At 67.3% G+C, this 20692-nt stretch carries 21 protein-coding genes and 2 tRNA genes; 6 read left to right on the top strand and 17 right to left on the bottom strand.

The genetic code is table 11. The features are described from left to right. Window positions 1–6: 6 nt before the first annotated feature. Window positions 7–405, top strand: coding sequence for a MerR family transcriptional regulator (locus ACFVM3_RS02810; RefSeq protein WP_378434943.1), 399 nt, complete (start codon window positions 7–9; stop codon window positions 403–405). Here ACFVM3_RS02810 and ACFVM3_RS02815 read toward each other — a convergent pair. The 17 genes from ACFVM3_RS02815 to dnaA all read right to left on the bottom strand — a co-directional run bounded on the left by ACFVM3_RS02815 (window position 320) and on the right by dnaA (window position 17486). Continuing rightward, window positions 320–1492, bottom strand: a complete 1173-nt coding sequence (locus tag ACFVM3_RS02815; RefSeq protein WP_378434945.1) for an MFS transporter — start codon at window positions 1490–1492, stop codon at window positions 320–322. The genes ACFVM3_RS02810 and ACFVM3_RS02815 overlap by 86 nt on opposite strands. Continuing rightward, window positions 1453–1785: an MFS transporter gene (locus ACFVM3_RS02820; RefSeq protein ID WP_378434947.1), complete on the bottom strand. Its 333-nt coding sequence runs from the start codon at window positions 1783–1785 to the stop codon at window positions 1453–1455. Before ACFVM3_RS02820 ends, ACFVM3_RS02815 begins: the two co-directional genes overlap by 40 nt. Window positions 1786–1867: 82 nt before the next feature. Then, window positions 1868–2374: a YbaB/EbfC family nucleoid-associated protein gene (locus tag ACFVM3_RS02825; RefSeq protein WP_378434949.1), complete on the bottom strand. Its 507-nt coding sequence runs from the start codon at window positions 2372–2374 to the stop codon at window positions 1868–1870. Window positions 2375–2376: 2 nt separating this feature from the next. Beyond that, the gene (locus ACFVM3_RS02830; protein WP_378434951.1) at window positions 2377–3408 is read right to left on the bottom strand and encodes a hypothetical protein; all 1032 of its coding nucleotides are present in this window, start codon (window positions 3406–3408) and stop codon (window positions 2377–2379) included. 5 nt (window positions 3409–3413) lie between these two features. After that, complete coding sequence (locus tag ACFVM3_RS02835) at window positions 3414–3785, bottom strand: hypothetical protein (RefSeq protein WP_378434953.1); 372 nt, start codon at window positions 3783–3785, stop codon at window positions 3414–3416. Between the two features lie 97 nt (window positions 3786–3882). Then, window positions 3883–4323, bottom strand: a complete 441-nt coding sequence (locus ACFVM3_RS02840; RefSeq protein ID WP_378434955.1) for a hypothetical protein — start codon at window positions 4321–4323, stop codon at window positions 3883–3885. Between the two features lie 76 nt (window positions 4324–4399). Further along, window positions 4400–4472: transfer RNA gene (locus tag ACFVM3_RS02845), tRNA-Ala, on the bottom strand. A gap of 37 nt (window positions 4473–4509) precedes the next feature. After that, on the bottom strand, window positions 4510–4698 hold the full coding sequence (locus ACFVM3_RS02850) for a DLW-39 family protein (RefSeq protein WP_034321928.1): 189 nt from the start codon (window positions 4696–4698) through the stop codon (window positions 4510–4512). Between the two features lie 513 nt (window positions 4699–5211). Further along, window positions 5212–5285 (bottom strand) — tRNA-Ile (locus ACFVM3_RS02855). Between the two features lie 47 nt (window positions 5286–5332). Beyond that, window positions 5333–6019, bottom strand: a complete 687-nt coding sequence (locus ACFVM3_RS02860) for a DUF3566 domain-containing protein (RefSeq protein WP_125679336.1) — start codon at window positions 6017–6019, stop codon at window positions 5333–5335. 36 nt (window positions 6020–6055) lie between these two features. Next, on the bottom strand, window positions 6056–8581 hold the full coding sequence (gyrA, locus tag ACFVM3_RS02865) for a DNA gyrase subunit A (protein ID WP_378434957.1): 2526 nt from the start codon (window positions 8579–8581) through the stop codon (window positions 6056–6058). Window positions 8582–8630: 49 nt separating this feature from the next. Further along, window positions 8631–10598, bottom strand: a complete 1968-nt coding sequence (gene gyrB, locus ACFVM3_RS02870; RefSeq protein ID WP_378434959.1) for a DNA topoisomerase (ATP-hydrolyzing) subunit B — start codon at window positions 10596–10598, stop codon at window positions 8631–8633. Between the two features lie 205 nt (window positions 10599–10803). Next, on the bottom strand, window positions 10804–11295 hold the full coding sequence (locus ACFVM3_RS02875; protein WP_378434961.1) for a DciA family protein: 492 nt from the start codon (window positions 11293–11295) through the stop codon (window positions 10804–10806). A 275-nt stretch (window positions 11296–11570) separates the two neighbouring features. Continuing rightward, window positions 11571–12725, bottom strand: coding sequence for a DNA replication/repair protein RecF (recF, locus tag ACFVM3_RS02880; RefSeq protein WP_378434963.1), 1155 nt, complete (start codon window positions 12723–12725; stop codon window positions 11571–11573). A gap of 9 nt (window positions 12726–12734) precedes the next feature. Further along, window positions 12735–13625, bottom strand: a complete 891-nt coding sequence (gnd, locus tag ACFVM3_RS02885) for a phosphogluconate dehydrogenase (NAD(+)-dependent, decarboxylating) (RefSeq protein ID WP_126734761.1) — start codon at window positions 13623–13625, stop codon at window positions 12735–12737. A 37-nt stretch (window positions 13626–13662) separates the two neighbouring features. Beyond that, entirely contained in the window at window positions 13663–14796 is a 1134-nt protein-coding gene (gene dnaN, locus ACFVM3_RS02890; RefSeq protein ID WP_020632653.1) for a DNA polymerase III subunit beta, read from the bottom strand. A gap of 1055 nt (window positions 14797–15851) precedes the next feature. Continuing rightward, a complete protein-coding gene (gene dnaA, locus ACFVM3_RS02895) occupies window positions 15852–17486 on the bottom strand; it encodes a chromosomal replication initiator protein DnaA (protein ID WP_034321912.1) in 1635 nt (544 codons plus the stop codon). Window positions 17487–18089: 603 nt separating this feature from the next. Between dnaA and rpmH the strand changes: the two genes are divergently transcribed. Genes rpmH through ACFVM3_RS02920 form a run of 5 tightly spaced genes read left to right on the top strand, consistent with a single transcriptional unit; the run spans window position 18090 to window position 20655 of the window. After that, window positions 18090–18233: a 50S ribosomal protein L34 gene (rpmH, locus tag ACFVM3_RS02900; protein WP_005154511.1), complete on the top strand. Its 144-nt coding sequence runs from the start codon at window positions 18090–18092 to the stop codon at window positions 18231–18233. A gap of 23 nt (window positions 18234–18256) precedes the next feature. After that, window positions 18257–18649 (top strand): ribonuclease P protein component, encoded by a 393-nt coding sequence (rnpA, locus tag ACFVM3_RS02905; RefSeq protein WP_126734759.1) that lies wholly within the window; start codon window positions 18257–18259, stop codon window positions 18647–18649. A gap of 4 nt (window positions 18650–18653) precedes the next feature. Continuing rightward, window positions 18654–18959, top strand: a complete 306-nt coding sequence (gene yidD / locus ACFVM3_RS02910) for a membrane protein insertion efficiency factor YidD (protein ID WP_378434965.1) — start codon at window positions 18654–18656, stop codon at window positions 18957–18959. A gap of 4 nt (window positions 18960–18963) precedes the next feature. Further along, entirely contained in the window at window positions 18964–20067 is a 1104-nt protein-coding gene (gene yidC, locus ACFVM3_RS02915) for a membrane protein insertase YidC (protein ID WP_378434967.1), read from the top strand. A gap of 30 nt (window positions 20068–20097) precedes the next feature. Continuing rightward, complete coding sequence (locus tag ACFVM3_RS02920) at window positions 20098–20655, top strand: protein jag (protein WP_378434969.1); 558 nt, start codon at window positions 20098–20100, stop codon at window positions 20653–20655. The last annotated feature ends 37 nt before the right edge of the window (window positions 20656–20692 follow it).

A 20692-nucleotide genomic window follows, 5' to 3' on the forward strand; every position in this document is an offset into this window, starting at 1 on the left:
GGCCGCATGGATTCCTTGACGCCGGTTCGCGAGGCCGCCGACCATTTCGGGCTGGCGATCTCGACCCTCCACTACTGGGAACGCCGCGGGCTGATCACCGCCTTCCGCCGCTCGGGACAGCGGTACTACGACGACGACCAGCTGTATCGCATCGCGTTGATCAAACACTGGCGGCGGATCGGCGGGCTCGGCCTGACCAGGATCTCCGAACTCCTCGCCGAACAGCACCGCTGGCGGGAGGTGGTGACCGGCAGGCTCGCCGAGATCGAACGGGAGCGTGCGCGGCTCGACACCGCGCACGCCTACCTGGTCGAGCTCCTCACTTGCCGCCGCGAGGGGAATCTTGAGGACTGCCCTTGGTTCCGCGAACGGGTCGACCTGCCCGCCACCGCGGCGGCGGGCTGAGCCCCGGCATCGCCACCGCCGCGACCACCGCGGCGGCCGCGAGGCAGGCGGCGGAGGCGAGGAACGCGGCGGTGTAGCCGTGCACCAGCGCCTCCCCCTTCGGCAGGCCGGACGGCGAACTCGCGGTCACGGCCGCCGCGAGCGCGGTCGACGCGGCGAGACCGAGCGCGCCGCTGGTCTGCCGGACCGTGTTCAGCAGACCGGCGGCCAAGCCGTTCTGGCGTTCCGGCACCCCGCTCGTGGCGGCCACGGTGATCGGGGTGAAGGCCGCGGCCGTCCCGAATCCGAAGACCATTCCCGGCACCAGTACGGACACGACGTACGAAGCGTGCGCACCGGCCAGCGCCGCGACCCCGGCGAAGCCCGCCGCGCCGATCGCGCAGTACAACGCCGCCGCACGCCGGGGCCCGATCCGCACCGACAACCCGCTCGCGGTCCGCGCGCCGGCGAACATCGCAGCTCCCACCGGCAGGTAGGCCAGCCCGGCCCGCAGCGGCGAGTACCCGTGGACATCCTGCAGGTACAGCGAAAGCAGGATCGGGCTCGCGAGGAAACCCAATCCCAGCAAGAAGATCACCACATTCCCGCTGGTGACCGAACGCAGCCGGAAGATCCCGAGCGCGATGAGCGGCTCCTCCGCCCACCGGTGCTGGTGCACCAGGAACACCCCGAGCAGGACGAACCCGCCGAACAGCGGGAGCAGCACGGATCCGCTTCCCCAGCCGTCCGCCGGAGAACGCATCACCGCGTAGACCACGCCGACGAGTCCCGCCGCCGACAACACCGCGCCGAGGACGTCCAGCCTGCCGCGAGGACGGCGTCGGTCCCGGAACGGCAGCACCGCCCCGGCGACGAGAACGGCCACCACACCGATCGGGACGCTGACGAAGAACACCCAGCGCCAGCCCGCCCACTGCGTCAGCAGGCCGCCGATCACCGGTCCGGCCGCGGCCCCGGCCGCGCCCACCGCGCTCCAGGTGCCCAAGGCCCGCGCGCGACGGGCGGGTTCGGTGAACGTCGTGGTCAGCAAGGACAACGTCACCGGCATCAGCAGCGCGGCGCCGAACCCTTGCACCGTGCGGGCCACGAGCAGCGTTCCGGTGAACCGGCCAGCCCGGCGGCGAGCCGCGCGACGGTGAACAGGCTCATCCCGAGCACGAAGATCCGCCGGACCCCGAATTCGTCGCACAACCTGCCGCCCAGCAACAGGAAACAGGCGAAGGCGAGCGTGTACGCGTTCACCACCCACGTCAGAGCATCGGCGGAGAAACCCAGACCGAACCGGATCGCGGGCAAGGCGACGGAAACGATCGTCGCGTCGAGAATGACCACAAAGGATCCGGCGCACGCCAGCGCGAGCACGACGCCTTCACGTTTCATACCGTCACCCTCCAGTCCGGCGGCGGATGATCTCCGCCGCCGGACAGCGTGCACGCTGAAGCGCGCTTGAGGGCAAGCCGTACTACCAGGAAGGCCGGTATCGCAGGCCTTGCTCGTAGTACTGATCGTCGGATTCGACCGGTTCGGGCACCTCGTCCTCGGCGGGCCCGGCCGGTTCATCCGAACGGTCCTTGAGCACCACGTTCTCGGCGCCCGCGGTGGTCCGGCGCGGCACCGGCGGCGTGACGGTCTCCCCGGCCTCCTGGAGCGAAGGATTGAACCCGAGCCGCCAGCGGAGCCGGTCGGTGATGTAGCCGGCGTTGCCGATCGGCGCCATCAGTTCCGCACTGCGTTTCGCGGATCCCTGCTGCGCTTCCTGATACGTCCGCATGACGGTGTCCGCGATCTCGGCGGGCGTCATCCGCGACACGGCGTCACTCACCCTGAGCCGCGTCATCACCCCGTCGGTGTTGACCGAAACGGAAACGGCACCGTCCGGTGAAGACGCGTCCACCGACAGGGTGGCCAGCGCCTCGAGCATCGCTTGCCGGTCGTTACCCGGTTTCTTGGGTGCCGGTTTGTCGGCCACGCTCACTCCTTGAGGGGTGACAGCTCCCGCGGCGGTTCCTGGAACTTGCCGTCGTTCGAGATGTCGACGTTCTTGTCCCGGACCCGCTTTTCCGTTCCCTTGTCGGTGTTCTCCGTTTCGAAGTTGCCGGGATCGAAGGTCTCACCGGGGCTGACGTCCGGCGGTTCGGGAATGATCGGCAGGTTGTTGATCTCCGTGTTGATCTTCGAGATCAGCGACTCCGCCGCGCGGAACATGCTTTCCCTGAGGTTGACCACACCGTCGTGGAAGCTGTTGTAGATCATTTCGGGGCTGTCCCCGACGATGTCGGCCTGCACGGTGGCCGCCGTGGCGAGCCCGGCACCGGCCGCGGCGCCGGCGACCTGCACTCCGTTCGCGGTGGTGAAGAACGTCGCCGCGGTGAGACCCGCCGGCGGCGCGGCGGCCACGAGCAGAGCGGTGACAGCGGCGGCGAAAGTCGCGGCCAGCGCCTTCTGCAAGGCGGATTCGTCCTGCCGTTCCTTGTCGTCCCGGTATTTTTCCGCGGCGGTCATGAAGGAAGCGGCGAGAGTGCTCAGGTCGGCCCGCGCGGTCGCGATGGCGTCCCGGGCGGCCACGATGTCGGCTTCCAGCACGGTGAGTTTGGTGCCGACACGGGCATAGGTGTTCACGAGACCCTGGATGTAGCTCTTGGCGGTCTCGGCGCCTTCACCACGCCACTTGAGAAGCAGGACCAAAGACCGGTCGAGCGGCGCTTTCGTGTCCTGGAAAGCGTTCCAGAGACCTTCGTAGGCCTCGATCATGGTCTGCAGGCTGTTCTCGCCGACGAGCAGCGCGTCGGAGAACTCGAGGAAGAAGTCGCGGACCTGTTCCTTGCGACCGCCGCTCATGTCCACGTCGCTGCCGAGCATCCAGTTTTGGAAAAGGAGATCCACCGCCGCGAAGGCCTTTTCGGCACCCGAGGTGAGATCGTGGGAGATCCCCTCGAGGAGTTCGCTGTAATCGCCGCCTTCGGCGGTGGTCTCCGCGTCCAGCGCGTTGAAGTACCCGTCCACGCCCGCTACCCCTGGTTCCCGTATGCCGCGCGGTTCATTCGCTGCTTGTTGTCCTCGTCCACGGCTTCGTAAAGTTCGGCGACCCTCGCCAGCGCCTGGGAGGCGTCCTGCGTGCTGCGGTGCAGCTTCGCGAGCATCTTTTCGACGGCCTGACGGTGTTCCTCGTAGGCCGCCGAAACCCCGCGCATGCCCAGGGTTTTCCCGAAAGCCGTGCTCGGCGCGAAAAGGTCGGGGAGAAGGCTTCCCGTGACCGGGTCGGGAGCGGGCACGTCCTGCCCTCGCACACCACTGTGGGCGGTACTGACTATGTCCGCGGCATTCTGCAGTTCCTTGCTCGACAACCTGAGATCGTCGAGGTCGGTTTCGAAACTGACCATGTTCACCTCGCTGTCCGGATTCCACCTCCATGTAAGCAGCGTTGACTTGGCCGGGAGCGAGACTTTGTCAGGCACATACGGTGACGAACGTCACCGCTCAGACGCAGACCCAGCAGTAGAGGTGATCGCCCCGGGTCTTGGCGGTGCGGGCGAGTTCCGCGAGGCCGGTCAGCAGGTCGGCCAGCTCGGCAGGATCGGCCTGGCCACCGAACTCGTCGGTTCGGGACCAGGGCTCGGCGACCTCGCGCATGCGCGCCTCATCGGCGTCGGACAACGCGGCGGACAGCTCTTCGGTCAGCGCGACGACCAGACGGGTGCCGCCGTCGGCCATGGCGACAGGTTCGATGGCGCGGCCGATGACGGTTTCGTAGTCGACCCCGGTGAGCAGGGACTCCAGCGTGCCCAGCTGCACGAACGGATCCACACCTTTGAGTTGGACGGTCGGCAAGGACGCCTCGGCCGGACCGCCGACGAGGTCGATCGTGGTGGCCGCGGTTTCGTTGTCCGGCGCGGTGAAGTAGTCGAAGAGAACACCCATGCGCGCATTTTGACAGGAAGTCATGGCGCGGAAACGAAAAAGCCACCCGCGGCGCGGGTGGCTTCGTGGACCAGAGTGGAGCTGAGGGGAATCGAACCCCTGACCCCCGCCTTGCAAAGGCGGTGCTCTACCAATTGAGCTACAGCCCCGGGTCGCAGGCGATCATGATAACCGCCCGCGCCGAAATCAGTTGTTGCGGGACGCGTCCGCGGCCTTGGCCGGAGCGCTTCCGTTCGTGGAAGCGGACCCCAGGGGACGCTCGGTGGGGGCGGTGGCTTCGCGCCAGAGGTCGGCCTCGGCCTTGGCGGCCTTGTTGCGCTTGATCACGAACAGCACGCCGCCCGCGATGACCGCGAGTGCCAACAGCTTCTTCATCAGAAGCCCCCTCTTTCCGCCGAGTTGCTCCGCTTACCCACCGATGCTACTGCACCCGGATCCCCGAACCTCCAGCACCTACGTTCCACGTGGAACCGAAGATCTTCCTTTCGCCGCATGACCTCGGCCACGTCGAGGGCAGGACGTACTCATGCGAGACCCGAAGACCGAGAGCGAGCGCGAGTACTTCGCCTTCCTCGCCGAACGCCTACTGACGTTCGGCATCGGATCCCTCTCCGACCTGGAGTCGTTTCTGACGGCTACGACCAGCACGGTGGCCCTGGGCTCGACGGGCGGCGAGACTGGCTGGTCGCACGTCGTGGGAAGGATTGCAACCACGGCCGGACCGGGCAGGTACGTCACCTCGCGCTGCCGGAAGGCTAGGCCGGCTGGGACATCACACCCGAGCAGGAGGTACGCGTCTCCAAGCTGCTCTTCGGGTTCCTGGCCGAACGAGAAATAGCCGGGTAGCGAAAAAGCCGACCCGCGAGAATCGCGAACCGGCTTTCGGAGTGGGCCCACCAGGACTTGAACCTGGGACCTCTTCGTTATCAGCGAAGCGCTCTAACCGCCTGAGCTATGGGCCCGAACGAGGAGAAGATTACAGGACGCCTTTCGGCGCCCTGCAACCGGGTCACTCTCGTTCGGAAAGGGTCACTTCCAGGCCTCCGGCGAGGTCGGCGGAGACGTTGTAGATGAAGGCGCTGACGGTGGCCAGCGCCGAGATCAGCACGATGTTGATGGCGCCGAGGATGGCCGCGATCCCGAAGACACGGCCGGCGCTGATCAACGGGTCGGCCGGCGCGTCGGCCCCTTCGCCGCCGACGAGCGACGAGTAGGTCCCGTTGAGTTTGTCCCAGACACCCATGCCGTCGAGGACGGTGTACAGGACGCCGACGGCGACGAGCCACACGAAGAACAGCGCGACGCCGAGGACGAGGGACAGTTTCAGCACCGACCAGGGGTCGAAGCGTTTGATCTGCAGGCTGGCGCGACGCGGTCCGCGGCCGGGGCGGCGGAGGGCGGTGGGCGCGGCTCGGGTGCGGGAGGCCGACGGGATGGCGGAGGGGGCGGGGTCGCCCTCTCCGCTGTCGCCGAAAAGCCTCTTCGCGGCAGTGCCGCTGACCCCGTGATAGTCGGTCACGGTCGTCGCGTCCCGCTTCGGGTCCGAGTGGGCCACGTCTTCGGTGGCGACCGAAGACACCGAGACCGTCTGCTCGCTGGAGCCTTCGGGCTCCCCGGCGCCGCTGTCGCGCTGCCAGGGCGGGCTCGACGAACCCGCCTGCGCGCCGCCTGCTTCGGGCTTCTCGGATGGTGTCACGAGGTGTCAGTCCTTACCCAGTACGTGGGGCGTCGTCTACTCCTGCTCCGACGCCGGGGTTTCTTCTCCTTCAGTACTACCTGCAGTGGCGACGTCTGAGGGCTCGTCCGCGTTGCGTGCGACCGCGAGAAGAGTGGTTCCTTCGTCGAGATTCATCAGCCGCACTCCCTTCGTCTGCCTGCCTGCCTTGCGCACCTGCCCGGCCGAAGTCCGGATCACCCCGCCGCTGGAGGTGATCGCGTACAGCTCGTCTTCGGCGTCGACGATGACCGCGCCCACCAGCCTGCCACGTTTCTGGTCGTACTGAATGGTGAGCACGCCCTTGCCGCCGCGACCCTGCACCGGGTAGTCGTCGGTCGGCGTGCGCTTGGCGTAGCCGCCGGCGGTGGCGACGAGGAGGAACCGGTCCGGCTGGACGACGTTGATGCCGAGCAGTTCGTCGCCGTCGTTGAACCGCATGCCCAGCACACCGGACGTCGCGCGGCCCATGGGACGCAGGGCTTCGTCGGTGGCGTGGAAACGGATCGACTGGCCTTCCGCGGACACGAGGAGCAGGTCGTCCTCCGCGGCCGCGAGGACCGCGCCGACCAGTTCGTCGCCTTCGCGCAGGTTGACGGCGATGAGGCCGCCTGCGCGGTTGGAGTCGAAGTCCGTGAGCTTGGTCTTCTTCACCAGGCCGCGGCGGGTCGCGAGCACGAGGTACGGGGCGACCTCGTAGTTCGGGATCTCGATGACCTGCGCGATCTGCTCGTCGGGCTGGAACGCGAGCAGGTTCGCGACGTGCTGGCCGCGCGCGTTGCGGTTGGCCTCGGGCAGGTCGTACGCCTTGGCCCGGTACACGCGGCCCTTGTTCGTGAAGAACAGGATCCAGTCGTGCGTCGAGCAGACGAAGAAGTGCTGGACGATGTCGTCCTGTTTGAGGGTCGCGCCCTGGACGCCCTTGCCGCCGCGTTTCTGCGAGCGGTACAGATCGGTTTTCGTCCGCTTGGCGTAACCCGTGCGGGTGATCGTGACGACGACGTCCTCGACCGCGATGAGGTCTTCGACCGAAACCTCGCCGTCGAACGGGATGATCTTGGTGCGCCGGTCGTCGCCGTACTTGTCGACGATCTCCTGCAGTTCCTCGGCGATGATCGCGCGCTGCCGCTCGGGCTTCTCGAGGATGTCCTTGAGGTCGGCGATCTCGAGTTCGATCTCGGCCAGGGTGTCGATGATCCGCTGCCGCTCCAGTGCCGCGAGGCGGCGGAGCTGCATGTCGAGGATCGCGGTCGCCTGGATCTCGTCGACGTCCAGCAGGCTCATCAGCGCGGGCCGGGCCTCTTCGGCCGACGGCGAGCGCCGGATGAGGGCGATGACCTCGTCGAGCATGTCCAGCGCCTTGACCAGACCGCGCAGGATGTGGGCGCGTTCCTCGGCCTTCCGCAACCGGAACCGGGTCCGGCGGACGATGACGTCGATCTGGTGCTTCACGTAGTGCCGGATCATCTGGTCCAGCCGCAGCGTGCGGGGCACGCCGTCGACAAGGGCCAGCATGTTGACACCGAAGTTCTGCTGCAGCTGGGTGTGCTTGAACAGGTTGTTCAGCACGACCTTCGCGACCGCGTCACGTTTGATCGTGACGACGATCCGCATCCCGCTGCGGCTGTTGGACTCGTCGGCGATGTCGGAGATGCCGGTGAGCTTGCCGTCGCGGACCAGGTTCGCGATGTTCTCCACCAGGTTGTCCGGGTTGACCTGGTACGGCAGCTCGGAGACGACCAGGATCGTGCGGCCCTTGGCGTCCTCTTCGACCTCGACGACCGCGCGCATGCGCACGGAACCGCGGCCGGTGCGGTACGCGTCCTCGATCCCGGAGTTGCCGAGGATCATCGCCCTGGTCGGGAAGTCCGGGCCCTTGATCCGGACCAGCAGCGCGGCGAGCAGCTCGTCGTCGCTGGCCTCGAAGTTCTCCAGCGCCCATTTGACGCCGTCGGCGACCTCGCGCAGGTTGTGCGGCGGGATGTTGGTCGCCATCCCGACCGCGATCCCGGAACCACCGTTGACCAGCAGGTTCGGGAACCGCGACGGCAGGACGTCGGGCTCCTGGGTGCGGCCGTCGTAGTTGTCGGAGAAGTCGACGGTGTCTTCTTCGATGTCCTGCAGCATGTGCATCGCGAGATGCGCCAGCCGGGACTCGGTGTACCGCATGGCGGCGGCGGGGTCGTTACCCGGCGAGCCGAAGTTGCCCTGGCCGTCGATCAGCGGGTACCGCAGCGCCCACGGCTGGGCGAGCCGCACCAGCGCGTCGTAGATCGCGGAGTCACCGTGCGGGTGGTAGTTGCCCATCACGTCGCCGACGACGCGGGAGCACTTGTTGTACCCGCGGTCGGGGCGGAAGCCGGAGTCGAACATCGAGTACAGCACGCGGCGGTGCACCGGCTTGAGGCCGTCCCGCACGTCCGGCAGCGCCCGCGACACGATGACGCTCATTGCGTAGTCGATGTAGGAGCGCTGCATCTCCTGCTGGATGTCGACCGGTTCGATCCGGTCGTGGTCCGGAGCGGGCGGCAAGGTTTCCGTCATGAGGTCCTTCTCGTGGGAGCAGTCCTAAGGGGACAAAGAACGGGGACGTCTAAACGTCCAGGAAACGCACGTCCTTGGCGTTACGCGTGATGAAGGAACGGCGCGCTTCGACGTCCTCGCCCATCAGGACGGAGAACAGGTCGTCGGCCTGCGCGGCGTCGTCCAGGGTGACCTGGCCGAGCAGCCGGTTCGCCGGGTCCATCGTGGTCTCCCACAGCTCTTCGGCGTTCATCTCGCCGAGACCCTTGTAGCGCTGGATCGCGTCGTCCTTCGGCAGCTTCCGGCCGGCCTCGACACCCGCCTGGATGACGGCGTCGCGTTCCCGGTCGGAGTAGGCGTACTCCGGCTCCTGGCGCGGCCACTTGATCTTGTACAGCGGCGGGCGCGAGAGGAACACGTGCCCGTGCTCGATCAGCGGGGGCATGAACCGGAACAGGAAGGTGAGCAGCAGCGTGGTGATGTGCTGGCCGTCCACGTCGGCGTCGGCCATCAGCACGATCTTGTGGTAGCGCAGCTTCTCGATGTCGAACTCTTCGTGGATACCGGTGCCGAGCGCGGTGATCAGCGACTGGACCTCGTTGTTCTTGAGGACGCGGTCGATACGGGCCTTCTCGACGTTGATGATCTTGCCTCGGATCGGCAGGATCGCCTGGTACATCGAGTCGCGGCCTTCCTTGGCCGAACCGCCCGCCGAGTCACCCTCGACGATGTAGAGCTCGCATTCCGACGGGTTGGTCGAGCGGCAGTCCTTGAGCTTGCCGGGCAGACCGCCGATCTCCAGCGCGCCCTTGCGGCGGACCAGGTCGCGCGCCTTGCGGGCGGCCATCCGCGCCTGCGCCGAGGAGATCGACTTGTTGATGATCGTCTTCGCCTCGGTGGGGTTGCGCTCGAACCAGTCGGCCAGCCATTCGTTCGACGTCTGCTGCACGAACGTCTTGGCCTCGCTGTTGCCCAGCTTGGTCTTGGTCTGGCCCTCGAACTGCGGCTCGGACAGCTTGATCGAGACGATCGCGGCGAGCCCCTCGCGCACGTCGTCACCGGAGAGGTTGGCGTCCTTCTCCTTGAGCAGCTTCTTCTCGCGCGCGTACGCGTTGACGACGCGGGTGAGCGCGGCGCGGAAGCCCTCTTCGTGCGTGCCGCCCTCGTGCGTGTTGATCGTGTTGGCGAAGGTGTACACCGACGGCGTGAAGCCGTTGTTCCACTGCATGGCGACCTCGACCTCGAGGCCGGTGCCCTTGGCCTCGAAGGAGATCACGGACGCGTGGATCGGGTCCTTGCTGCCGTTGATGTGCTTGACGAAGTCTTCGAGACCGCCCGGGTAGCAGTAGGTCTTCTCCTTGACCCGCGCCGCCTGGCCGGATGCGTCCTCTTCGGTCTCTTCGTCGGCGACGCGCTCGTCGCGCAGCGAAAGGGTCAGGCCCTTGTTGAGGAAGGCCATCTCCTGAAGACGCCGGGAGATCGTCTCGAAGTTGTACGTCGTGGTCTCGAAGATGTCGCCGTCGGCCCAGAACGTGATCGTCGTTCCGGTCTCGTCGGCCGGGCCGAGATCCTGCAGCTCGCCGGGAAGCTGGTTCGTGTACTCCTGGCGCCAGCTGCGGCCGCCGTACTTGACCTCGGCGAGCAGCTTCTTCGACAGCGCGTTCACCACGGAGACGCCGACGCCGTGCAGACCACCGGAGACCGCGTAGGAGTCGCTGTCGAACTTGCCGCCGGCGTGGAGCACGGTGAGCACGACCTCGAGGGTCGGCTTCATCTCCTTGGGGTGCATGTCGACCGGGATACCGCGGCCGTCGTCGACGACCCGCACCCCGCCGTCGGCGAGCAGGGTAACCTCGACCTTGGTCGCGTGGCCGGCCATCGCCTCGTCGACGGAGTTGTCGACCACCTCTTGGACGAGGTGGTGGAGGCCGCGTTCGCCGGTGGAACCGATGTACATACCGGGACGCTTACGGACGGCTTCGAGGCCTTCGAGCACCGTGATCGACGACGCGTTGTACTCGCTCTTGTTCTCGGTCACAGGTGTTGATTCTCCTCGTCTCGCCCGAGCGGACGCTCGCTCATCTCCAGTGTACTTGGCCGTGCCCGCTGGCATGCGGCAAGGACACCCCTGATTTGCTCACAGGCGCGCTAATTCGTTCAAAGAAGAGTCTTGACGTTCGCGAAGCGCTCTGGGCGCGTTCTCGGGGCGCTGGTGGCACAGTCCCGGCGAAGCGCAACTCGGATCAGCCGTACGTGTCACGCGGGCCGCGTCCCGGCACGTGCCGCGGCCCCTTCCGCCAGCTCGGCGCCGTCGGCCCCTGGATCCGCATCTTCTTCACCACGCCGTGGCCGACGCCCTTCGCGATCTTCGCCAGCAGCTGCCCCTGAAGCAGGCGAAGCTGCGTCGCCCACGCCGTCGAACTCGCGCGGACGGTCAGCTCGCCGTCCTTCAGCGCCACCGGCTGGGCGTGTTCGGCGACCTCTTCACCCACAAGCCGTGCCCAGCTGTCGAAGACCTGACCGTTGGCCAGCCGCGTGTTCCAGCCGCGGTCGACCGCGATCCTGGAGGCGAGCCTGCCGAGCGGCTGCGGGTCGCGTGCGTCGGCACCCGGCCCTGACCAGCGACGACGTCGCGGGCTCTGCCCCGCCGAACCGGCTCCCCCTCCGGTGATACGGCCGCGGCGCACACCCGGTTCAACTCCGCGGGCCTTGGCTTTGGCCTTCGCGGCGTCCAAAGCGGCACGAGCGAGGTCACGACCAGTAGCCGGTTCCTTGCTTTCGGTATCGGTTGCACCGTTCGATACCGCGGTCCGTTCACGCTGCGTGTCGAACAAAGTTCCCTCACCCGGGTTACCGCCCGGGCGGGGGGTGTCAAGCCGCTTATCAGGCCCCTTGGTCACGCGGGGCGATAACGCGTTCACGGTGTTATCCACACTGTCCACAGGTTTGTCCCCAGATCGGTGGGCAACTGCTGTGGCGCCGATCACCCGGGGTGTCCGCTGCACGCCGGTCACCCTCGGTTGATCTCACCATCCGCCACGAGGAACCGGTGTCCGGCCAGTTCGGCGGGCACGTCCTCGTCCACGGCGGCGGTCACCAGCACCTGTTCGGCGCCTGCCGCCACCTCCGCCAACCGGGCCCGGCGACGCCGGTCCAGCTCGGCGAACACATCATCCAGCAGAAGCACCGGTTCCCCGGCCTCGCCACGCAGGAGCTCGTAGCTTCCCAGACGCAGCGCGAGGGCGAACGACCAGGACTCCCCATGGCTCGCGTAGCCCTTCGCCGGCGCTTCGCCGAGGATGAGATCGAGCTCGTCCCGGTGCGGGCCGACCATGCTCACCCCGCGCTCCAGCTCCAGGTTTCGGGACCGTTTCAACGCCTCGACCAGCACGTCTTTGAGCACCGCCTGGTCGGCGCGAGTACCGTCCGGATCGCCGTACCCCGCCGGCATCGCTTCGCCGAGGCTCGACTTGTACGCGATCTTCGCCGGTCTCGAGTCGGGCGCGACCCCCATGTACGCGGCGGCCGCGTACGGCGCGAGATCCGCGATCAGGTTGAGCCGGGCGGCCAGCAACGCGGCGCCCGCCACCGCCAGATGGTCGTCCCAGACGTCGAGCGTCGACAACGCGTACGGGTCTTCGCGTCCCGTACGGCGCTTACCCGCCGTCTTGAGCAGGGCGTTCCGCTGCTTCAGCACCTTCTCGTAGTCGGCGCGGACCCCGGCGTACCGGGGAGCGCGCAGCACGAGGAGCTCGTCCATGAAGCGGCGGCGCTCCCCGGGATCCCCGCGCACGAGCGCCAGGTCCTCCGGCGAGAACAGCACCGTGCGCAGGATCCCGAGCACGTCGCGGGGCTTGCCGACCGCGCCGCGGTTGACCCGCGCGCGGTTCGCCTTGCCGGGCGTGATCTCCAGCTCGACCGTCAGCTCGCGGTCCTCGTTGACCACCGCGACCCTGATCAGGGCGCGTTCGCACCCGTGCCGCACCAACGGCGCGTCGGTCGCGACGCGGTGCGAGCCCAGGGTCGCGATGTAACCGATCGCCTCGAGGAGGTTCGTCTTGCCGCGGCCGTTCTGTCCGACGAGGACGGTCGGGCCGGGTTCGAGCGCGAGATCGGCTTGTGGCCAGGACCGGAAATCGGTGACCTGGAGATGTCTGAGGTACAACCGTCCTGCCTAGTCGCCGGCTTTCTTGACGGCGTGCCCGCCGAACTGGTTGCGCAGCGCGGCGACGGCCCGCATCGCGGCGGAGTCCTCCTGGCGCGAAGCGAACCGCGCGAACAGCGCGGCCGAGATGACCGGCGCCGGGACCGCGTTGTTGATCGCCTCTTCGAGCGTCCACCGGCCTTCGCCGGAATCCTCGACGTAGCCCTCGAGGTCGTCCAGCTCCGGGTCCTCGTCGAGCGCGCGGACGAGCAGGTCGAGCAGCCACGAGCGGACGACGGTCCCCCGCTGCCAGCCCTTGATCACCGCGGGCACGTTCTCGACGACCTTCGCGGCTTCGAGCAGCTCGAAGCCTTCGGCGAAGGCCTGCATCATGCCGTACTCGATGCCGTTGTGGATCATCTTCGCGTAGTGACCGGAGCCGACGGCGCCGGCGTGCGAGAAGCCCTCGTCACGCGGGCCTTCGGGGCGAAGCGCGTCGAAGATCGGCATGGCCTTCTCGACGTCCGAAGCCGCGCCGCCGACCATCAGGCCGTAGCCGTTGTCCTTGCCCCACACGCCACCGGAAACCCCGCAGTCGAGGTAGCCGATCTTCTTCGTCGCGAGCAGGTCCGCGTTGATCCGGTCATCGGTGTACTTCGAGTTGCCGCCGTCGATCACGAGGTCGCCCTCGGACAGCAGGTTGCCGAGCTCCGCGACGGTCTGCCGGGTGGGTTCGCCGGCGGGCACCATGATCCAGACGATCCGGGGACCGTCCAGTTTGGACACCATGTCCTCGAGTGAGGTGGAGTCGGTGACGTCGGGGTTGCGGTCGTAACCGATCACCTCGTGACCGGCCGCGCGCAGCCGCTCACGCATGTTGAACCCCATTTTGCCGAGGCCGATGAGTCCCAGCTGAGCCATGAAGATCCCCTTTGGTGCGAACAGAAGTGGCGGCCGGTCAGCCTGGGAGGCGAACCGGCATCAGGAGGTACAGGTAGCCGGGGACGACGTTGCCCTCCTCGTCGGCGGGCTTGATCAGCGCCGGCCGGTTCGGGGTGGTGAACGTCAGTTCCGCCCGGTTCGCGTTCAGCGCGCCGAGCCCGTCGACGAGGTAACCCGGGTTGAACGCGATGGTCACCGGCTCACCCTCGTAATCGACCTGAAGCTCTTCTTCGGCCGAACCCTCGTCGTCGCCACCCGCGGACAGGCGCAGCGAACCGTCGTTGAACTCCAGCCGCACCTGGGTGCCACGCTCCGCGACGAGCGAAACACGCTTGATGGACTCGGCGAGCGCGGAGACCTCGATGACCGCGCGCGACGTGTGCTGCGCCGGCAGCAGCTGCCGGTACGGCGGGAACTCCGCGTCGAGGAGGCGGGTCGTGGTGTAGCGGCCGGAACCGGAGAGACCGAGAAGGCCTTCGCCGCTGGCGAGCGCGAGCCGGATCTTGGCCCCACTGGCACCGAGCGTCTTCGCGGCCTCGGCGAGCGTGCGCGCCGGGACGAGCACCGCGGCGTCGGACAGGCCCTCGGCCGGCTCCCAGGTGAACTCGCGCATGGCGAGCCGGAAGCGGTCGGTGGCGACCAGGGTCAGCGAGGAGCCGGAGATCTCCAGCCGCATGCCGGTCAGCATCGGGAGGGTGTCGTCCTTGCCCGCGGCGACGACGACCTGGGTGACGGCCTGGCCGAACGCGTCACCGGTGAGTTCACCGGCGAAGGCGGGCTGGGACGGGAGCTGCGGGTAGTCCTCGACCGGCATGGTCGGCAGGGAGAAGCGCGCGGAGCCGCAGGTGATGGTCGCGCGGGCGCCGTCGACCGAGATCTCGACCGGCTGGGCGGGCAGCGACTTCGTGATGTCGGCCAGCAGACGGCCGGAGACCAGCAGACGGCCGCCGTCGGCGATGGTGGCCGGGACGCCGACCGTGGCGGAGACCTCGTAGTCGAATCCGGAGACGGTGAGGGCGTCACTCGTCCCGTCGGATCCCGCATCGAGGAGGACACCGCCCAGCACCGGGACCGGAGGCCGCGACGGGAGGCTTCTCGCCACCCACGCGACGGCGTCGGCCAGCCCGTCACGCTCGACGCGGATCTTCATGCGCGCTTCCTTTCGACAGCCGAGCCCCTGACGGCTCGAAAGCTCAACGGGTCACCTCGGCCGGAGAGCGCGATGGCCAGGTGCCTCGCAGGTGTTGTTCGGTCCGAGCGAGGACGCGAACGCACGTCGACACGCAGACCAGGTGCAGGGACCCACGTTAGGCCGTCCCCGGGGTCCACGTCACCTCGGCCTCCCCTTGCTTTTGTCGACAAGACGACACGGCTCACCGACTGTCCCCAGATTCGTCCTTCGCCTGTTTTTGTTTTGTTCTCTTCTAGAGAAGAAGAAAAGACAGCAGTAGTAATAGGCGTTGTGGATTGTGTGGACAAGGCTCGTTCGCGCAGGTCCGGGCGCCTCTGAGGCTGTGGACTCCGGGTGTGTACGGACGGTGGACAGCTCGGGCCGTCGGTGGATGGTTTCGGGCGGCGCTCGATCTGTCCACAGTCATCCACAGTTGTCCCCACGGTTATCCCCAGTTGTGGGGCGGTTTGTACCCAGGGTTGTGGGCGGCGTTCGTGACCGGAATCGCTCGGGAGAGTGATCCATGCAGCCTGCATCACCCTTGTGCACAAGATGTGGGCAACCTGGGGACAGAGTGTGGATCTTGGTGTGGAAATGCTGTGGATTCCCTGTGAGTGCGATGTGGACGAAACCCCCGTCGCCGCAGCTCCCAACCCCACCGAACTTGTGCACAAGCTACCCACACCCTGTGGATTTCCTTTGTACACAAGGAAAAACGCGAAGCCCCTCTTACGCCCCTTCGCCCCCTTCGCCGCTTCTCCGCCTACGCGTGCTTCGGGCCTATGTAGACACAAAGAAGGGCTCCCACCCACCGGCGAGAGCCCCGAAACCCTTAGCGGCCAAGGGATTGATACTCAGATGACCCAGCGGTCTCCCGGAAGCGCGCCAGCGCGAAGGGAGACTTCACCGTCGAGCGCCCTCTTTCGGGCCGAAGGCCCACGAAAACGCGATGAAGGGGCGCCCTCCGCACCCAACCTGAGTTGGAAGCGGAACGACGCCCCTTCGGCGCGCTTTTCGTCAGCGCTCGACAGATATCACTGCCGTGCTCGTTGCTTGATCCGTGAAGTGAGCTCTTGCACCTGGTCGTAGATGCGCCGTCGTTCGGCCATCTCCTTACGGATCTTCTTGTCCGCGTGCATGACGGTGGTGTGGTCGCGGCCGCCGAAGGTCTGCCCGATCTTCGGCAGGGACATGTCGGTGAGTTCGCGGCAGAGGTACATCGCGATCTGGCGTGCGGTCGCGAGCGCCTTCGTCTTGCCGGGGCCGCAGAGGTCGTCGAGGGTCACGTCGAAGAACTCGGACGTGACGCCCATGATGGTCGGCGCGGTGATCTCCGGCGCGTGTGAATCAGGGATGAGGTCCCGGAGCACGATCTCGGCGAGCGCCACGTCGACGGGCTGCTGGTTCAGCGACGCGAAGGCGGTGACGCGGATGAGCGCGCCTTCGAGTTCCCGGATGTTCGCTTCGACGCGCGAAGCGATGAATTCAAGGACCTCGCCGGGGACCGCGAGCCGGTCCTGGGCGGCCTTCTTGCGAAGGATCGCGATCCGCGTTTCGAGTTCCGGCGGCTGGATGTCGGTGATGAGGCCCCACTCGAACCGCGTGCGCAGCCGGTCTTCCAGCGTTTCGAGGCGCTTCGGCGGGCGGTCGGAGGAGACGACGATCTGCTTGTTCGCGTTGTGGAGGGTGTTGAAGGTGTGGAAGAACTCTTCCTGCGTACCTTCTTTGCCTTCCAGGAACTGGATGTCGTCGACGAGCAGGATGTCGATGTCGCGGTAGCGGCGCTGGAAGGCGACCTTGCGGTCGTCGCGCAGCGAGTTGATGAAGTCGTTGGTGAACTCTTCGGTCGACACGTACCGCACGCGCATGCCGGGGAACAGCCGCTGGGCGTAGTGCCCGACCGCGTGCAGCAGGTGGGTCTTCCCGAGTCCGGACTCTCCCCAGATGAACAACGGGTTGTACGCGCGCGCCGGTGCTTCGGCGACGGCGACCGCGGCCGCGTGCGCGAAGCGGTTCGACGCGCCGATGACGAACGTGTCGAACGTGTATTTCTCGTTGAGCTTCGTCTTCGACGTCTGCGGCTGCGCCGGCGCGGTGTAGGGCTGACCCGCGATCGGCTGGCCGGAGAACGTCGGCCAGATCTCGGTCACGGCGGCGAGTGCCTCGCCCTCTTCGTCGACTTCTTCATCGCTGTCATCGCCATCGTTGAGGCTGTTGTCCACCGGCTGCTGCCTCGGCGGCCTCGGCTTCGGAGGCTCGGGCCGGGGCCTGGTCGGGGACAGCATGCCGTCGCCTTCGGGCAGCGGAGGAGGACCCGGCACCGGACCGGAACCGTTTTCCACCCGGCTGGGTGACGTCGGTTCGTAGCGGGGGCCGGGTGAGGGCGGCGGCGGAGGCATCGAGGGCTCGGTGCTGTCGACCTTCACCGCGAGCGAGACCGCGCGGCCGAGCCGGCGCGAAAGGGCTTCGGTGATGGCGCCGCGGAGGGCGCGTTCGATCGCTTCCTTGGCGAAGTCGCTGGGGGCGGCGAGGAGCGCGGTGCCGTCGAGCAGGCCGATCGGCCGGGTCACCCGCATCCAGGCGCGCTGCTGCGGGGAGAGGGTGCCATCCGACAGCTCCCGCACGACCTGTTCCCAGATGACGCCAAGATTGTGCTGGTGATCGGACACCTGCCTGACTCCCCTCCCCTCATCGGTGCGCTGCGGCGAGATCGCTCAGCGGCCCGAAACGCCGGGTCGAGCGTCATCCTGGCCCGATCGGCTCGTGCGCACAGCAAATATCCACATAGTTGTCCACAGCTGTGCACTAATGTACGGCGGCCCGCGATGACGTCACCTGCGGGCTCGACGTATGCCGACGGGACGCCTCCACATCCCCAAGGACACCCGGGCGCCTGCACCGTTCCACCTCGGCGTAAACCCGGGAGGGGCACGCTAACAAGCCCCGCTCGTTGCCACAAGGCATCCTCGCGCGCAAGCATTTCACGGTGTACGGCGTGTTGCCATTCGGTGCCCTCGCGTCGTCGGTGATCACTCTCCACGTACCGTCGCGGTGCGTGGTCGAGGGGGTGCCTGCCAGGCCCGGGCGGTGGGTGCGTACCCTCGTAAGGTCTCCCGTATACAGCGGGGGCGTTTCGCGTGCCCACGTTGTCGTCGCTCGACGTGACGAGGCCACACGTTGGTAGGAGACACCAGAGACTGCCGTGCGTCAGCACGACACGCCAGGAACGGGTCGAACCGTTCCCGGCGGCCGAGAAACAGGAGAAGTTAGTCGTGAGCAAGGGTAAGCGCACCTTCCAGCCGAACAACCGCCGCCGCGCCCGGGTCCACGGATTCCGGCTGCGCATGCGGACCCGCGCCGGCCGGGCCATCCTGGCGGCTCGTCGTCGCAAGGGCCGCGGCGCGCTGTCCGCCTGATCCGGCCGCCGTCGAGGGACGTCGTGCTGCCGGCCGCCGCGAGGTTGCGGCGCAGTGAGGATTTCCGTGCCGTGATGCGGCGTGGGGCCAAGGCAGGCAGGCGCCGCCTCGTCGTCCATGCGTTGACCACGGACCCGCCCGATGCCGCCGAAGCGGCGCGGGCGGGTTTTGTGGTGAGCAAGGCCGTGGGCAACTCGGTGGTCCGCCACCGCGTCACCCGCCGGTTGAGGCATCTCGTTTCCGCCAGGCTCGGAACACTGCCGCCGGGAAGCTCGTTGGTGATACGGGCACTACCACCGGCCGCGGACGCGTCCAGCGCGGAACTCGGCTCGGACCTCGACGCGTCGTTGCGGCGCCTCGGGCTGTCCGGGAAGTCCCGCCAGACGCGACCACCCGACAACGGATCAGCGGTGTAACGGCATGCGAGCCACCGAGAACGAGACCACCGAAGACGTCAGGCCCGGACCGGTGGCATGGGTGCTGCTCCTGCCCATCAAGCTGTACCGCAAGGCGATCTCCCCCTTCTTTCCTCCGGCGTGCCGGTTCTACCCGAGCTGTAGCGCGTACGCCGTCGAGGCACTGACCCGGCACGGCGCCGGCCGCGGCAGCTATCTCGCGGTCCGGCGTCTGCTGCGCTGTGGCCCGTGGACCATGCCCGGCCGCGACCCGGTACCCGAGACGTTCTCGTGGCGCCACCGCCGACCTGAAACACCGATCGAGGAGTAGCTCAGTGCTCGACTTCATCTACTACCCCGTGTCCTTCATCTTGTGGTGTTGGCACAAGGTCTTCGGGCTCGTGTTCGGTGAGGCGAACGCGATTTCCTGGGTCCTCGCGATCGTCTTCCTGACGGTGACGGTCCGCGGCATCATGTTCAAGCCGTTCGTGAACCAGGTCCGGTCGATGAAGAAGATGCAGGACTTCGCGCCGGAAATGAAGAAGATCCAGAAGAAGTACTCCAACGACCGGCAGCGCCAGGCGATGGAGATGCAGAAGCTTCAGAAGGAGCACGGCGTCAACCCGCTGGGCAGCTGCCTGCCGATGCTGCTTCAGATCCCGGTCTTCATCGGTCTGAACCACGTCCTGCGGATGTTCACCATCAACCCGTACGGCGGGCCGAAGACCGAGAACTACTTCTTCGATCAGGCCGGCGTGGAGTCCTACGTCCACGCGAAGCTGTTCGGCGTCAACCTCGGCGACGCGATCTACACGGGCGTCGACATGGTCAGCGGCGGGAACGCGGCTCCCGGGTTCCACTGGGGTGTCGCTCCGGTCGCGATCCCGCTGATGATCATCGCGAGTATCGCGACGCACCTCACCGCGCGGCACTCGGTCCAGCGCCAGAACCCCGAGTCGGCCACTCCGCAGACCGCGATGATGAACAAGCTGACGATGTACGTCTTCCCGATCGGTGTCCTCGTCTTCGGTGCGCTGTTCCCGATCGGTCTGCTCATCTACTGGCTCGCCAACAACGGCTGGACCCTGATGCAGCAGCGCCTCGTCTACACGAAGATCGACAAGGAAGAAGAGGCCCGCAAGGCGGCCGAGAAGGAGAAGCGCGCGAACCTCGGCCCGAAGCCGGGCCAGAAGCCGACCGCGCCGCGCCCCGGTCAGAAGCCGGTCCAGCAGAAGCGGAACAAGCAGTCCTCCGGCGGTCAGGTCAAGAAGGCGGGCTCGCCGCACGGCTTCGCCCAGACCGACTCCTCCGCCGCGGAGAAGAAGGACGCCAAAGACGGAACAGCCGAGTCGTCCACGAACGGCTCGAAGGAGAACGGTGCGGACGTGCCCGGTCTCATCTCGGACTCGACTAAGAAATCGGGCCGGAAGCGTCGCTGACGCCGATCCGGGCCGGAGAGGAGACCAGTAATGGCGGAGACGATCGACACGATCGACGCCGAGGAGAACAGCGTGGCCGAGGTTGAGGGCGCCGCTGAAGAGACCGCTCGCAAGGGAGGTGTCGACGATGACGTCCTCGTGAAGGAGGGCGACATCGCCGGTGACTACCTCGAGCGGCTGCTCGACCTTTTGGACTACGACGGCGACATCGACCTCGATGTCGAAGCGGGCCGCGCGATCGTCAGCATCGACGGCGGCGAAGACCTGGAGAAGCTCGTCGGCCCCCGCGGCACCGTCCTCGAGGCGCTGCAGGAGCTGACGCGGCTGGCGGTGCAGCAGGAGACCGGTTCGCGGAGCCGGCTGATGCTGGACATCGCGGGTTGGCGCGCTGACCGTCGCGAGGAGCTCCGCGAGCTCGGCCGCTCGACCGCCGAGACGGTGGTCTCCTCCGGCGAGCGTGTCCGGCTGCAGCCGATGAGCCCGTTCGAACGGAAGGTCGTGCACGACGCGGTCGCCGCCGTCGACGGGGTCAAGAGCGAGAGCGAAGGCGAGGACCCGAAGCGCCGGGTCGTCATCTTCCCCGCCTGACGGTTTCTCGAACGAAGCGGCCCGCCGGTCATCCGGC

This window comes from Amycolatopsis sp. NPDC057786 (assembly GCF_042797905.1).
In the GTDB taxonomy this organism is placed as follows: Bacteria; Actinomycetota; Actinomycetes; order Mycobacteriales; family Pseudonocardiaceae; genus Amycolatopsis.